Origin of the sequence: Nesterenkonia halophila, from assembly GCF_009467795.1 — a bacterium.
In the GTDB taxonomy this organism is placed as follows: Bacteria; Actinomycetota; Actinomycetes; order Actinomycetales; family Micrococcaceae; genus Nesterenkonia; species Nesterenkonia halobia.
Genome location: NZ_WIAX01000001.1, coordinates 1 through 13,526, shown reverse-complemented (window position 1 = coordinate 13,526; position 13,526 = coordinate 1). Strand labels below are relative to the sequence as shown.

Annotated in this window: 13 protein-coding genes, 1 tRNA gene and 1 rRNA gene; 4 read left to right on the top strand and 11 right to left on the bottom strand. The window is 71.1% G+C overall.

What is annotated here, in order from left to right:
• Positions 1–193: 193 nt before the first annotated feature.
• The gene (locus GCL72_RS00075) at positions 194–1,882 is read left to right on the top strand and encodes a nucleobase:cation symporter-2 family protein (protein ID WP_153142675.1); all 1,689 of its coding nucleotides are present in this window, start codon (positions 194–196) and stop codon (positions 1,880–1,882) included.
• A 163-nt stretch (positions 1,883–2,045) separates the two neighbouring features.
• Here GCL72_RS00075 and GCL72_RS00070 read toward each other — a convergent pair whose 3' ends face one another.
• The 4 genes from GCL72_RS00070 to GCL72_RS00055 form a co-directional block, all read right to left on the bottom strand.
• Positions 2,046–2,306 carry a hypothetical protein gene (locus GCL72_RS00070; RefSeq protein WP_153142674.1) on the bottom strand — a complete coding sequence of 87 codons (261 nt, stop codon included), beginning with the start codon at positions 2,304–2,306 and terminating at the stop codon, positions 2,046–2,048.
• 185 nt (positions 2,307–2,491) lie between these two features.
• The gene (locus GCL72_RS00065; RefSeq protein ID WP_153142673.1) at positions 2,492–3,343 is read right to left on the bottom strand and encodes a bifunctional allantoicase/(S)-ureidoglycine aminohydrolase; all 852 of its coding nucleotides are present in this window, start codon (positions 3,341–3,343) and stop codon (positions 2,492–2,494) included.
• 72 nt (positions 3,344–3,415) lie between these two features.
• Positions 3,416–4,774: a DUF6986 family protein gene (locus tag GCL72_RS00060; protein ID WP_153142672.1), complete on the bottom strand. Its 1,359-nt coding sequence runs from the start codon at positions 4,772–4,774 to the stop codon at positions 3,416–3,418.
• Positions 4,771–6,228, bottom strand: a complete 1,458-nt coding sequence (locus GCL72_RS00055) for an NAD-dependent malic enzyme (protein WP_153142671.1) — start codon at positions 6,226–6,228, stop codon at positions 4,771–4,773. The genes GCL72_RS00060 and GCL72_RS00055 overlap by 4 nt, the downstream gene beginning before the upstream one ends.
• A gap of 239 nt (positions 6,229–6,467) precedes the next feature.
• Here GCL72_RS00055 and GCL72_RS00050 point away from each other — a divergent pair, with 239 nt between their 5' ends.
• Both GCL72_RS00050 and GCL72_RS00045 read left to right on the top strand, forming a co-directional pair.
• Entirely contained in the window at positions 6,468–7,271 is an 804-nt protein-coding gene (locus GCL72_RS00050; RefSeq protein ID WP_153142670.1) for an IclR family transcriptional regulator, read from the top strand.
• A gap of 258 nt (positions 7,272–7,529) precedes the next feature.
• A complete protein-coding gene (locus GCL72_RS00045; RefSeq protein WP_153142669.1) occupies positions 7,530–7,712 on the top strand; it encodes a hypothetical protein in 183 nt (60 codons plus the stop codon).
• A 143-nt stretch (positions 7,713–7,855) separates the two neighbouring features.
• Here GCL72_RS00045 and pucL read toward each other — a convergent pair whose 3' ends face one another.
• From pucL to uraD, 3 genes are all read right to left on the bottom strand, one after another.
• Entirely contained in the window at positions 7,856–8,740 is an 885-nt protein-coding gene (pucL, locus tag GCL72_RS00040; protein ID WP_153142668.1) for a factor-independent urate hydroxylase, read from the bottom strand.
• 109 nt (positions 8,741–8,849) lie between these two features.
• Positions 8,850–9,176: a hydroxyisourate hydrolase gene (gene uraH / locus GCL72_RS00035; RefSeq protein ID WP_153142667.1), complete on the bottom strand. Its 327-nt coding sequence runs from the start codon at positions 9,174–9,176 to the stop codon at positions 8,850–8,852.
• Positions 9,173–9,667, bottom strand: a complete 495-nt coding sequence (gene uraD, locus GCL72_RS00030; RefSeq protein ID WP_153142666.1) for a 2-oxo-4-hydroxy-4-carboxy-5-ureidoimidazoline decarboxylase — start codon at positions 9,665–9,667, stop codon at positions 9,173–9,175. Before uraD ends, uraH begins: the two co-directional genes overlap by 4 nt.
• Before the next feature lie 224 nt (positions 9,668–9,891).
• Between uraD and aceB the strand changes: the two genes are divergently transcribed.
• Positions 9,892–11,496 (top strand): malate synthase A, encoded by a 1,605-nt coding sequence (aceB, locus tag GCL72_RS00025; protein ID WP_153142665.1) that lies wholly within the window; start codon positions 9,892–9,894, stop codon positions 11,494–11,496.
• A 46-nt stretch (positions 11,497–11,542) separates the two neighbouring features.
• Here aceB and GCL72_RS00020 read toward each other — a convergent pair whose 3' ends face one another.
• From GCL72_RS00020 to rrf, 4 genes are all read right to left on the bottom strand, one after another.
• On the bottom strand, positions 11,543–12,085 hold the full coding sequence (locus GCL72_RS00020) for a TetR/AcrR family transcriptional regulator (RefSeq protein ID WP_170289507.1): 543 nt from the start codon (positions 12,083–12,085) through the stop codon (positions 11,543–11,545).
• Positions 12,086–12,096: 11 nt separating this feature from the next.
• Complete coding sequence (locus GCL72_RS00015; RefSeq protein WP_153142663.1) at positions 12,097–12,681, bottom strand: hypothetical protein; 585 nt, start codon at positions 12,679–12,681, stop codon at positions 12,097–12,099.
• Between the two features lie 277 nt (positions 12,682–12,958).
• Positions 12,959–13,032, bottom strand: a tRNA-Pro gene (locus GCL72_RS00010).
• Positions 13,033–13,244: 212 nt separating this feature from the next.
• Positions 13,245–13,361 (bottom strand): 5S ribosomal RNA (gene rrf, locus GCL72_RS00005).
• Positions 13,362–13,526: the final 165 nt, after the last annotated feature.

The window sequence follows — 13,526 nt, the reverse complement described above, 5'->3', positions numbered from 1 at the left end:
CCTGGGATACACTTCGTCACTATACGAAACCTCAATATCGCATCGCGGAATTTCCAGTCTCGACGGCGGAGACCTCTCCCGCACGCCACGACGTCGCTCTCGACGACGAGTCCGCCGCCCGCTCCGAACCGTCCCCGGCCGGTGACGCGACGCGAGATCCCGCCCCGCAGACACCCCGGAAAGGTGCTCGACGATGAGTGAGAAGACCCCCCGATCCGCCCGAGGACGCCGGGCCATCCCCCGGTCCTCGGACCGCCCCGAGGACGAATGGCTGCCGGTGAGCCGCCTGGCGACGTTCGGCCTGCAGCACGTGCTGACCATGTACGGCGGCCTGATCGCCGTCCCGCTGATCATCGGCGGCGCCGCCGGACTGAGCCCGGAACGTTCCGCACTGCTGGTCACCGCCAGCCTGTTCGTCGGCGGCCTGGCCACTCTGCTGCAGAGCATCGGCGTGCCCTTCCTGGGCTCCCGGCTGCCGCTGGTGCAGGGCGTGTCCTTCGCCGCGGTCTCGACGATGCTGGCGATCCTCGCCGGCCCCGGCAACGACCTGACCACGGTGTTCGGCTCGATCATCGCCGCCAGCGCCATCGGCTTCGTGGTGGCCCCCTTCTTCGCGCGGATCATCCGCTTCTTCCCGCCGGTGGTCACCGGCGTGGTGATCACCTCGATCGGTCTGACCCTGGTGCCGGTGGCGGCGGACTGGGCCATGGGCGGCGACGCCGAGGCCGGAGACTACGGCTCGCCGGCCAACATCGCGCTGGCCTTCGGCACGCTCGCGATCATCCTGCTCTTCAGCAAAGTCGGCTCGGCCACGCTGTCCCGGCTGTCCATCCTGCTCGGCCTGATCGGAGGCACGGCCGTCGCAGCCGCGCTGGGGATGGCGGACTTCGGCGACATCGGCAGCGGCGCGCCCGTCGCCATGCCGGAGGTGCTGGCCTTCGGCGTGCCGACCTTCGACGTCGCCGCGATCGTCTCGATGACCATCGTGATCCTGGTGATCAAGACCGAGACCGCGGCGGACATCATCGCCGTCGGCGAGATCATCGGCACACCGGTAGACCGTCGGCGGATCGCCGACGGACTCCGGGCGGACATGCTCTCCTCCGCCGCCGCCCCGCTGTTCGGCTCCTTCACCCAGTCGGCCTTCGCCCAGAACGTCGGGCTGGTCGCACTGACCGGGGTGAAGTCCCGCTTCGTGGTCGCCGGCAGCGGCGCCATCATGGTGTCCCTGGGGCTGATGCCGATCCTGGGCCAGGTGATCTCCGCGATCCCGATGCCGGTGCTCGGCGGCGCCGGGATCGTGCTCTTCGGCACGGTGACCGGCTCCGGGATCCGCAACCTGCGCAGCGTCTCCTACGAGGGGAACATGAACCTGATCATCGTCTCCGCCTCGCTGGCCTTCGCGATGATCCCCGTGGTGAAGGAGGACTTCTACGACGCCTTCCCCGCCTGGTTCCAGACCATCTTCCACTCCGGGATCTCCTCGGCGGCGATCATGGCGGTGCTGCTAAACCTGCTGTTCAACGAGCTCAGCGCCGGGAACTCCCGCGACCCCTCGGTCTTCGCCGCGAAGCCGGTGCGCGTGCTCTCGCCCACCGATCTCCGGGACCTGCGCGAGGGCGATGTGTTCCGCGACGGACGGTTCGTCGACTGCGACGGCGAGGAGATCCCGCTGATCCCCGACGACAAGCTCGACGAGGTCCGCGAGAAGATCGAGTGCGGCGAGATCACCGACACCAGCCAGATCCCCACGGTGCTCGCCGACGGCGAGCAGCATCAGCAGGACCAGGAGACCCCGGCCTCGCCGCAACGGCCGGGGAGCCCCGAAACCGTCGCTGCGCCCGAGGGCGGGAACGTCGCAGGTCTCCGCCGCCGACGGTGATCGCCCCCGCCCCAGGACCACCGTCCGACGTCGGGGGCCGGATGATCTCCCGCCCTCCCCGATGCCGGCGCCTCAGGAGGCCTCCGCCCCCGTCGGGAGCGTCCGACGGAGGCCACGCCCGAGCGGGCCCGCGCTCTGGGAGACCGGCGGCATGGCACACCTCTCACGCGGACGACGAGCCGTGGCGGCCGCCTTCCTCCTCTCCGGCACGCTGCACATCGTGCGCCCGCAGATCGTCGAGCCGATCGTCCCTCGCGGCCTCGCGCACCGGCGAGCGCTGGTGCACCTCTCCGGGGTCGCGGAGCTGGCCTGCGCGGTCGGGATGTTGAACCCCGCGATGCGCCGCCTCGCGGAACGTGCCGCGGCTGCACTCCTCGTCGCCGTCTTCCCGGCGAACGTGCAGATGGCCGTCGACGCCCACCATGCGGTCGTCCGGCGCGCCCTCGCGCTGACCCGGCTCCCGCTGCCATTTCCGCTGATCATGTGGGTCCTCGTGGATGAGGACTCCGCCAGCGCATCCGGACACGCGACGAGGCCCGGGCCTCCGATCGTGGCGACCCGGACCTCATCTCGGCCGGCGATTGCCGCAGGACGACGGCAGGGCGCGCCTCAGAGCACCACCTGGCGGTTGACGTCCTTGTAGAGCAGATAGCGGAAGGGACCCGGCCCGCCGGCGTAGCAGGCCTGCGGGCAGAACGCCCGCAGCGAGAGGTAGTCGCCCTCCTGGACCTCCACCCAGTCCTCGTTGAGCCGGTAGACGGCCTTGCCCTGCAGCACGTAGAGGCCGTGCTCCATCTCATGGGTCTCGGCGAAGGGGATCGTCGCCCCCGGTTCGAAGGTGACGATGTTGACGTGCATGTCATAGGCCAGGTCCGCGGGATCCAGCAGCCGCGTGGTGCGCCAGCGGCCCTCCGTGCCCGGCATCGGACTCGGCTCGACGTCCTGCTCGTGGCCGACGACGGCGCGCGGCCGGCGGTCGGCCAGCGGCTGGTGCCGCTTGCGCAGCCAGTGCAGCCGCGCCGGCTGCGCGCCGGTCGCCTGCAGACGCCAGGCCGCCGCCGGCGGCACGAAGGCGTAGCCGCCGGGGCCGAGCTGATGCTCCTCGCCGTCGAGGGTCAGCGTCAGCTCCCCCTCCATGACGAAGAGCATGCCCTCGACCTCCGACTGCGGCTCCGGCGCGTCGGATCCGCCCCCGGGCGCGATCTCGAGGATCGTCTGCGAGAACGTCACCGCGCCTCCGGCCACCGGCCGATGGAGCACCCAGGCGCGGGTCTCCCGCCATTCGGGCAGCACTGTGGTCACGATGTCGCGGAGCACTCCGCGCGGGATCACCGTGTAGGCCTCGGTGACCCGGGCGCGATCGGTGAGCAGGTCGGTCTGCGGCGGGTGGCCGCCGTGCGGGGCGTAGTAGCCGGTCGCGGCGGCCGTCGCCGCCTCGGGGTCGTCTCGGTGGTCTGCCACGAGGGGACTTCCTTCCTCCGGTGAGGTGCAGTTCAGGGCTCGGCGGGTGACGGGGCGGACTCGGCGGGGAGCTCACACCGGCGTCGCCGCGTGCGGGCTCGTCCGCCCGGTGCGCACGAGGCGCTCCAGCTCGTCGACGTCGACGCCGACGCTGCGCTCGAGGTCGTCGAGGGCCAGCGCCCCGCAGTCCAGCCCGCGGCGGATGTGGTCGGCGAGCGCCTTCGCCGTCGCCGGCTCGTCGAGCACCGCGCCGTGCTCCCGGCGCACATAGGCGCGCAGCCGGGCGGCCGCCGGGCCGAAGCCGCGGCGGAAGAAGTGGAACGTGGCCAGGTGCCGAGTGGGCAGGTGATGGGGGTGCATGTCCCAACCCTGCCGGATGCCGTGCTGCAGCTGACGTCGCACCAGCCCGGCATGCAGATCCCAGGCGGCCTGCACTGCGGCGTCGTCGCCGACGGGCAGCACGTTCGTCGCGCCGTCGGAGATCTCCACGCCGGTCCCGGCGGCGGCCAGCAGCATGTGGTGCTTGGCGACGTCGGCCACTGGGTGGTCCGGCGCCTGCTGCTCGGCCGGGACGCCCAGCGCCGCGCTGTAGTCGAAGGTGCCGTAGTGCAGTCCGGTGATCCGCCCCTCTCCGGCGCGCACCGCCGGAGCCAGGGTGACCTCGCCGGTCGGGCCGAGGATCAGCCGCGGCGTCTCGACCTGCACTTCGAAGCCGATCACTCCGTCGCCGAGTCCGTGGGCCTGCTCCAGCGTGCGGCAGACCTCCACCATCGCGGAGACCTGCTCTACGGTGCTGACCTTGGGCAGGGTGATGACCAGACCGCGCGGCCAGGCCGCCGCAGTCTCGAGGACATGGCCGACGAAGAGGTCCAGGGTCCGCAGCGCGCGACGCCTCACCGGCACCTCGAGGCACTTCATCCGCAGGCCGATCCGGCGCGGGGCCGAATCGCCGAGCAGCGCCCGGCCCACCTGGCGGCCGGTCTCGGCGGCCCAGTGGTCCTCCTCCTCGTCGCTCCGCTCGCCGAAGCCGTCCTCGAAGTCCAATCGGAGGTCCTCGATCGGCTCAGTGCGCAGTTTGGCGACCACGGCGTCGGCCAGTCCGGCGGCCTCCTGCTCGTGGGCGGCCTCGCCGGCCGGCGGCGTCGGAACTCCTCGCACCGCTCCGGGCTCCTGCGCGGCGGCGCGGAGCACGCGTTCGGCCAGCGCCTGCATCCCGCCGTGCCGCTCGACGGCGGCCAGCGCGCGCTCGCCCCATTCGGCGGCGAGTCCGGGGTGCCAGGCGTCGGCGGGGACATAGACAGTGTGCACCGGCTGCGGCGCGGCGACGCCATCGTGCTGGGCGGCCAGCTCGGCGTCGACCGCCGCCAGCTCGGTGTCGAGGCGCCCGAGGAGGTCCTCCCCGAGCACCCGTCGGGGGCTGCCGGCGCTCATGCGATCACTCCCTCGGCGAGGGCGGGGACAGGGTCGGCGGCCTCCGCCGCGGCGCCCCGGCGATGGACGGCGTCGCCGCGAGCGGCCTCCGCCACGGCGGCGGCGACGTGCTCGGAGACGCCCTGCTCGAAGACCGAGGGGATGATGTGATGCGGGTTCAGCGCCTCGGCGGAGATGCACCCGGCGATGGCCTCCGCGGCGGCGACGAGCATGTCGTCGGTGATGTCGCAGGCCTCCGCGTCGAGCAGGCCGCGGAAGAAGCCGGGGAAGGCGAGCACGTTGTTGATCTGGTTCGGGAAGTCGCTGCGACCGGTGGCCACGACCGCGGCGGTGCGTCCGGCCACGCCCGGGTCGACCTCGGGGTCCGGATTGGACATCGCGAAGACCACCGCGTCGTCGGCCATGCCGGCGACGTCGTCGCCGTCGAGCAGGTTCGGCGCGGAGACGCCGATGAACACGTCGGCGCCGACGACGGCCTCCTTCAGCGTGCCCGTGACGCCGTCGGGATTGGTGTGCGTGGCCAGCCAGGCACGGTGCGGGTCCGCGTGGTCGGCCTCCGGGTCCAGCACGCCGTGGCGGCCGCAGACGACGATGTGCCGCGCCCCGGCGGCCTGCAGCAGCTGCACCACCGCGTGGCCGGCCGCGCCGGCGCCGGAGACGACGATGCGCACGTCCTGGATCTGCTTGGCCACGACGGTCAGCGCGTTGGTCAGCGCGGCCAGCGTGACGATCGCCGTGCCGTGCTGGTCGTCGTGGAAGACCGGGATGTCGAGCTCCTCGCGCAGCCGGGCCTCGATCTCGAAGCAGCGCGGCGCGGAGATGTCCTCGAGGTTGATCCCGCCGTAGGCCGGGGCCAGCGCCTTGCAGATGGAGATGATCTCCTCGGTGTCGCGGGCGTCCAGGGCGACCGGCCAGGCGTCGACGCCGGCGAACTCCTTGAAGAGCACCGCTTTGCCCTCCATGACGGGCATGGACGCCTCGGGGCCGATGTCGCCGAGTCCGAGGACCGCCGAGCCGTCGGTGACCACTGCGACGGTGTTGCGCTTGATGGTCAGCCGGCGGGCGTCGGCGGGGTCCTCCGCGATCGCCCGGCAGACGCGCGCGACACCGGGGGTGTAGGCGCGGGAGAGGTCGTCGCGGGTGCGGATCGGCGCCTTCGGCGTCGACTCGAGCTTGCCGCCGAGGTGGACCAGGAAGGTGCGGTCCGAGGACTTCTTCACCGTCACCCCCTCCAGGGCGGTGAGCGCGGAGGCGACCTCGGCGGCGTGCTCGGCGCCGAGGGTGTCGCAGGTGACGTCGACGAGCAGCTCGTTCTGGGCGGCTTCGACGACGTCGAAGGCGGTCAGCGCCGCACCGGTGCCGGCGACGGCCGCCACCAGGTCCGTGGCCGACGCCGGTCCGGCGGGTATGGACACCCGCAGCGTGATGGAGTGTCCGGGGCTCGGCTGTGTCATGAGAGGGGCCTTCCGATCGACGATGATCTAGATTCCACGATACGGATGCTACTGTCTGCAATACGAAAACTCTAGCATTCCCATGACTCAAGCCACATCTCGAGGTCCAGCCTGCCCCGCCGCATGCGGCCGGGGACAGCTCCGGGACACCGGATAGACTCGATCACGGAGACTCGACCAGGGAGCCGGTGCAGCACGCCGCGCCCCTCCACCCCGAACACCAGGAGGACGCCGACGCCATGGCCAGCAGCACCCCGGACGCCGTCCCCGCCGAGCCGAACAGCTCCGTCGACCGGCCGGCGCGCGGCGGAGTCCAGTCCGTCGAGCGCGCCTTCGACCTGCTGTCGGTGATCGCCGCCTCGGGCGGCCGCACCACGCTCAGCGAGCTGGCCGCCGTCGTCGACCTGCCGATGCCGACCATCCATCGTCTGCTGAAGACTCTGCTCGGCGTCGGCGTGGTCCGCCAGCTGCCCGACCGCGGCTATGCGCTGGGGCCTGAGCTCGTGCGCCTGGGCGAGCTGGCCGGCCGCCAGCTCGGCGCCATCGCCCGCCCGCATCTGCGGACGCTCGTCGAGCAGCTCGGCGAGAGTGCCAACGTCGCCACCCTCGACGGCGACATGGTCGTCTACGTGGACCAGGCGCCCTCGCCGCACCAGATGCGCATGTTCACCGAGGTCGGCCGCCGCGCCCACACCCACGACACCGGCGTGGGCAAGGCGATCCTCGCCCAGCTCCCCGCCGAGCAGGTCCGTCAGATCGTCTCCACCGCCGGGATGCCGCCGCACACCGAGCACAGCCTCCGGTCGCTCGAGGCGCTGGAGGACGAGCTCGCCCGCATCCGCGAGCGCGGCTATTCCGTCGACGAGCAGGAGCAGGAGCTCGGCGTGCGCTGCTTCGCCACCGCCGTGCCGGATGCACCGACGCCGCTGGCGATCTCCGTCTCCGGCCCGACGAGCCGCGTGGACGACGATTTCGCCCACCGCGCCGTCCCGCTGCTGCGGCGCTGCGCCGAGCAGATCTCCGAGGCGCTCGCCCAGGCCTGACCTCCGGGCACCGCCCCCGCCGGCGCCCGGCATCGCCGGCCCACCCCTCCGTCCGCCCCCTCCGTCCGCCCCCTCCGTCCAACCCCTCCGTCCGACCCCGCCCTGCCCAATCCCGCCCTGCCCGCGGGGAGGCGTCCCGAGTCGCCACGACCCCTTGACCGCCGACCCTGCGGGACGGATACTGGAACCACCATACGGAATTATCATTCCGTATTGCGAAACTAGGCGGGCAGTCCCGCCGGGGCCGGAGGACGTTCCATGACACCCACGCCAGCACACGACCCGCAGCCGCACGACGTCGGAGAGGTCCCTGCCGAGGGCGGCGACGACCCGGACTTCTTCCTGCATCCGGCCGTCACGCCGGCCGCACCGACGCCCGCGGCACCCCCGCTGATCTGCCGCATCCCGGGACTGCGATCGCACCTGCCGCAGTGCCGCTGACCAGGGGCGACCGATGGACCCAGGGCCCCGCCGCCGACCGCACAGCACAGAGGGCTCCGTCCCGAGACCACTCTCGGGACGGAGCCCTCTGTGCTTTCACGTCCGGCCGGCGCCGGAGCGCCGGCCGGACGACCTGCGACGACTCAGCAGAACCCGGCCACGCCGGCCCAGACGTCCGGACGCTCCGCGACCCCCTCGCGGGCGATGCTCGCCTCGATCAGCCCGTACGGCCGATCTGCGGCGTGGAAGACCTCGTTCGGGTTCTCCAGGCCGAAGGGCGAGAGGTCCGAGGCGAAGTGATGCTTATTGGGGCAGGAGAAGCGGATCTCGTCGATCTCGTCGACGGCGTCGATCACGTTCTCGCCCATCTGGTACAGCGTGTGCTGCAGCGCCTTGGAGTAGTGGTCGGTGAAGGTCGAGAGGATGATCCCGCGCACCTTCCGGTAGACCGCGTCGAAGTCCACGTCGGTGGTGCTGACGCGCCACCGGGTGGAGATGTCGGTGGCGAGGATCCGATCCTCGGTCTCCGGCAGGGTCGTGTACGCATCCTTCGGATAGCCCACGAAGCCGGACTCGGTGGTCTTGAGCACTGTCAGCCCGTAGAAGCCCGAGACCAGCTCGCTGGCCGCGCCGTCGCGCACCAGAGCCGCCGTGCGCACCTCCGGCTCGGAGCGGTAGAAGGAGTGATCATGCCCCTCGATCCGCGACCAGCCGTATTCCTCGGCGGACCAGCGGCCGCCGGTGACCCAGCCGAAGGAGGAGGTGAAGTGGTCGGCGAGCGTCAGCAGGAACTGCTCCGGAGACCGGATCCCCTCCTCCTTCGCCTTGGCGAAGACGGTGTTCTTCTGCGTGTCGGTGGGCACCACATGCGCGTTGTCCCCGTCGGTGTGCGCTGCCTGGAAGTCCCCGTGCAGCTGCGAGGAGACGTTCAGGTCCCGCAGCTCGTGACGTGCGGCGCCCCGGTACACCCGGACCACGCGGTTCTCCGCCTTGCCGTACTGGTTGCTCATGAGCTTCACTGCGCTCATCGTCTGCTCCTGTTCTCGAAGAAGGCCGCGCGGCGGCCGCCGTCGGCTCGACGCACGCCCGGGCGGCTGTCCTCGCCCGGAGCGCGCCGTCGACCCGTCGACTCCTGGGTCAGCTGCCGCGATAGGTGGAATAGGCGAACGGACTCAGCAGCAGCGGGATGTGATAGTGCTCCTCCCCCGGCTGCACGGTGAAGTCCACGGTCACCGACGGGTGGAAGTGCTCCTGCCCCCGTGCGGCGAAGTAGGCTCCCGTTCGGAAGATGATCCGGTAGTCGCCGGGTTCCAGGGTCTGTGGGCCGAGCTCGGGGACGCGACCATCCTGATTCGTCCGCGCCTCGGCCAGGAGCGCGCCGTCGGCGGCGCGCAGCTCGACGTCGACGCCTGCGGCGGGAGCGCCGCTGGTGGAGTCGAGCACGTGGGCGGTGATGAAGCTCATCGGAGAAGTCCTTCCAGCCGCAGCGCGGCGATCTGCTCGAGCTGCTCGCCGACTTCGGCGAGCTCGTCCTCAGGGTCCTGGCGCAGCCGCCGTTCGAGCTCGGCGAGGATCTCGCGATGGTCACGGCCGGCCGCACGGATGAGGAAGACCCGGCCGAAGCGCTCTTCGTAGGCGTCGTTGCCGACGGCCAGGCGCTCCTCGACGGCGGCGTCGACGTCGCCGAGGCCGGCCTGCTCGCGACGCGAGTGGCGCGCCTCGGCCGAGGAGCCCTCCCGGCGCTCCCCGATCCTGGGATGCTGGGCCAGCGCGGCCTCGATCTCCTCGGGACGCAGCGGATGCGCCGCCTGCCGCGCCGCGACGGTGCATGCCTCGACGTCGCGGTAAGGACGCGCCTCGACCACAGCCCGGACCCAGCGGTCGACGTCGAGGCACGGGCGGATCATCGCGCCGGCCCCCTCGGCCTCGAGTCGGTTGAACTCCTCGAGTGTCATCGACCCCTCGACTTTCGAATCGCGGACAATCACTTTCATTTTACGCAACCTTGGCGCTGACCACCCGGCCATGTCAACCACATCACATCATGCAATCCGTGATCTGGACGCGAACTTCCGCATAGTGGATACTGGGCGCGGGGTGGAGTCGAGCGTCGCCGGCGACGCCGGCAGGACCGTCCGCCCCGCCCGTCCCGAGGACCCGAGACACGAAGGAACAGCTCATGACGATCACCGCTCGACAGCCCCAGAACGACGCCGCCGCGGCGGCGATCCTCACGGACGAGGCGCTGGCCTTCGTCGAGGACCTCCATCGCCGCTTCGCCGGCACCCGCGACGAGCTGCTGGACGCCCGGGTCCCGCTGCGGCAGGAGGCCGCACGCACCGGGCGGCTCGACTTCCTGCCGGAGACGCGTGCCATCCGCGAGGGCGATTGGCAGGTGGCCGAGCATCCTCCGGCGCTGCAGGATCGGCGGGCGGAGATCACCGGGCCGGCCGCGCCGGCGAAGATGGCGATCAATGCGCTGAACTCCGGCGCGCGCGTCTGGCTGGCCTGCCTGGAGGACGCGCTCTCCCCGACGTGGGAGAACCTCGTCGAGGCCCAGCACAACCTGTACCGCGCCACTCGCGGTGACCTCGAGCACGTCTCGCCGGAGGGCAAGGAATACCGAGTCCGCGACGACGTCGACGCGCCCACGGTGATCATGCGCCCGCGCGGCTGGCATCTGCCGGAGAAGCACATCGAGGTCGACGGCCGCCCCGCCGTCGGAGCTCTGGTGGACTTCGGGCTGCATTTCTTCCACAACGCCCAGCGGCTGCATGACCAGGGCGTCGGGCCCTTCTACTACCTGCCGAAGATCGAGCATCACCGCGAGGCCGCCCTCTGGGACGAGATCTTCAGTCACGCCGAGCAGACGCTCGGGCTGCCGCACGGCACAGTGCGCGCCACAGTGCTGATCGAGACGATCCCCGCGGCGTTCCAGATGGACGAGATTCTCCACGCGCTGCGCGACCATGCGTCGGGGCTCAACGCCGGCCGATGGGACTACCTGTTCTCCTTGATCAAACAGTTCCGCACCGCCGGTGAGCAGTACGTGCTGCCGGACCGCGCCCAGGTCGGCATGACCCAGCCGTTCATGCGCGCCTACACCGAGCTGCTGGTGGCCACCTGCCACCGGCGCGGGGCCATGGCGATGGGCGGTATGGCCGCGGTCATCCCGAATCGGCGACAGCCCGAGGTCACCGCCCGGGCCATCGAGAAGGTCCGCGAGGACAAGCGGCGCGAGGCCGCCGACGGCTTCGACGGATCCTGGCTGGCCCACCCCGATCTGGTCGAGCACTGCTTCGCCGAGTTCGACGCGGTCCTCGACGGCAGCCCGAATCAGATCGACCGCACGCGTGAGGACGTCGCCGTCGGCGCCGACGACCTGCTGGCCGTCGGTGCCGCCGAAGGAGACGTCACCGAGCAGGGGGTGCGCACCAACCTCTACGTGGCCGTCTACTACACGGCCATCTGGCTCTCGGGCAACGGAGCGGTCGCCATCCATGACCTGATGGAGGACGCCGCCACGGCCGAGATCTCCCGGTCGCAGGTGTGGCAGCAGATCCACAACGGCACCGTCGCCGCCGACACCGGCCGGACCATCACCGCTGAGCTGGTCGCCGAGCTGCTCGACGAGGAGGTCGCACGCCTGCGCGAGGAGCTCGACGACGCCGCGGCGTTCCGTCGGCACGTGCTGCCGGCCGCCGACGTCGTCCGGCAGCTGGTGCTGGACGCCGAACAGTTCGCGGAGTTCCTCACGCTGCCGGCCTACGACCTCCTCGACTGAGCCGGACGAGACGCGGAGGCAGCGTGCCCGGGAGGCCGTCTCCGCGTCAGCCCAGAAGCAGGTCGATGCCGCGGACGTGCAGCCCGTCCTCGGCGGCGCGGCGGGCGGTCTCCCGGGCCGCGTCGCCGGCCGACTGCGGGTCGGCGGCCCGCAGCAGCGCGGCGTTCTGCTCCACGGCCACCGCCCCGAGGCTCAGCCGCACGGCGGCCGCGGCCCGCCGCTCGGCCTCGTCCTCGCCGAACCCGCGAGTGGTCAGCTGTCCGAGAAGGCCGGGGATGGGCGGCAGCCGCGGGTCGAGTCCGAAGGCGACCAGCATGAGGTCCCCACCGTCGCGCAGCGGCAGCACCAGACGGCGGAATCGCTCCATCAGCTCACGCGGGTCCTCATCCGGCGCCGGCGTCTGGAGCGGGCGCAGCACGCGGGCGGCGATCCGGGCGAGCAGCTGCTGCTTGCTGTCGACGTGGTAGTAGAGCGCCCCGGGCCGGACGTCGAGCTCGGCGGCGATGCGCCGCATGGTCAGATCCGGCAGCCCGCGGTCGACCAGCAGGGCATGCGCGGTCGCGACGATACGCTCTTCAGTCAGCGCCACGCGGACTCGCCTCAGAGCCCGTTCTCGCGGAAGAGGGTCTCGTCGGGGTCGCCCAGCGACTCCTCGAGCAGCCACCGATTGGTCTGCAGCGCCTGGAGGTTCTTCGCGACGACGGTGTCGCGCGTCTTCGCGACCGCTTCGGCGAGCAGGCCGACCTGTGCCTTGAACTCCTGCGCGTGGCGCGGCTTGTCCTCGTCCGGCAGCGCGAGGAAGAGCTCGATGGTCCGCGGCAGATGGGACTCCACCGTTCGGCGCACCCCCTCCTGCTGCTCAGGCAGACGCTCCAGATCCTCCCAACGTTCGACGATCTCATCCAGGCCGACGGTCATCATGCGCAGCTGGCCCTGAGTCGAGGGCGGCAGTCGTCCCGACCGGGTGCGCAGCATCTCGTCCACCTCTGCCAGACCGTCGCGCAGCCGCTGCTGCTCGCTGCGGCGGCGCAGCGCCCGACGACGATCGGAATGTTCGACGGTGCTCAGGATCCCGAAGGCGGCCGCGCCGCCGGCCAGACCGAAGACGGCTCCTGCGGCCCAGGCCCACGGATCGGGCAGCATCAGCACGGTGAGCAGCGTGCCCAGCACCAGGAAGACACCCACGGCCGTCAGGATCTGGACTCGCCGCGGGCGCCGCTGCTCAGGACCGGAGTCCTGGGATCTGCTCAGATCGGAGCTGATGACGTCTCCTCGATTCGGGGGGGGGTGAAGCCTGCAGGCCTCCAGGATATCTGTCGGCGAGCGACACGCTCACCCGGCTCGAGCCCGGGCGTCGGACGGCTCGACGCCCCCGACTCGGACCCGGCCGGCGTCGAGCGCAGCGACACGGGCCCGGACACGACGAAGGGGCTCGGTCCACAGACCGAGCCCCTTCTCTCTGTCGGGGTGACAGGATTTGAACCTGCGACCTCCTCGTCCCGAACGAGGCGCGCTACCAAGCTGCGCTACACCCCGGAGGTGCTCCGCGCTCCGGACCTCGGCCCTCACGCGAGAACTCATATTACCGGTTCGCCGACGCTGTCGCCAAAACGGCAGGCCCGACGATCGGGCCTGATGCAGATGACGCCCGCGCTCGACTCCGAACTGAAGTGGGCTCGTCGGTGCAGCATCCTCGCTGCACCACCCACCCAGCTCCGGAGGAGCACGGGCGTCACCCTTCAAAGGGTGTCCGGCGGTGACCTACTCTCCCACACGCTTCCGCATGCAGTACCATCGGCGCAATGGGTCTTAGCTTCCGGGTTCGGTATGGGACCGGGCGTTTCCCCCACGCTATGACCGCCGTAACTCTAACCACCACACACCCCCACCAAAAAAAAGGGGGGCAGGGCGAGTCACACGAACAACCACCACACACAGTGGCTGCCAAAAATCATCGCTCTATACCATTATCCAACACACCACCCACACCCCACGAACAGTGAGGAACGGGGTTTGTTGAAAGACAACCG

Coding starts and splice junctions, on each gene's coding strand:
- GCL72_RS00075 (WP_153142675.1), top strand. CDS start 194: ATGAGTGAGAAGACCCCCCGATCCGCCCGAGGACGCCGGGCCATCCCC.
- GCL72_RS00070 (WP_153142674.1), bottom strand. CDS start 2,306: ATGGTGGGCGTCGACGGCCATCTGCACGTTCGCCGGGAAGACGGCGAC.
- GCL72_RS00060 (WP_153142672.1), bottom strand. CDS start 4,774: ATGAGCGCCGGCAGCCCCCGACGGGTGCTCGGGGAGGACCTCCTCGGG.
- GCL72_RS00055 (WP_153142671.1), bottom strand. CDS start 6,228: ATGACACAGCCGAGCCCCGGACACTCCATCACGCTGCGGGTGTCCATA.
- GCL72_RS00050 (WP_153142670.1), top strand. CDS start 6,468: ATGGCCAGCAGCACCCCGGACGCCGTCCCCGCCGAGCCGAACAGCTCC.
- GCL72_RS00045 (WP_153142669.1), top strand. CDS start 7,530: ATGACACCCACGCCAGCACACGACCCGCAGCCGCACGACGTCGGAGAG.
- pucL (WP_153142668.1), bottom strand. CDS start 8,740: ATGAGCGCAGTGAAGCTCATGAGCAACCAGTACGGCAAGGCGGAGAAC.
- uraH (WP_153142667.1), bottom strand. CDS start 9,176: ATGAGCTTCATCACCGCCCACGTGCTCGACTCCACCAGCGGCGCTCCC.
- uraD (WP_153142666.1), bottom strand. CDS start 9,667: ATGACACTCGAGGAGTTCAACCGACTCGAGGCCGAGGGGGCCGGCGCG.
- aceB (WP_153142665.1), top strand. CDS start 9,892: ATGACGATCACCGCTCGACAGCCCCAGAACGACGCCGCCGCGGCGGCG.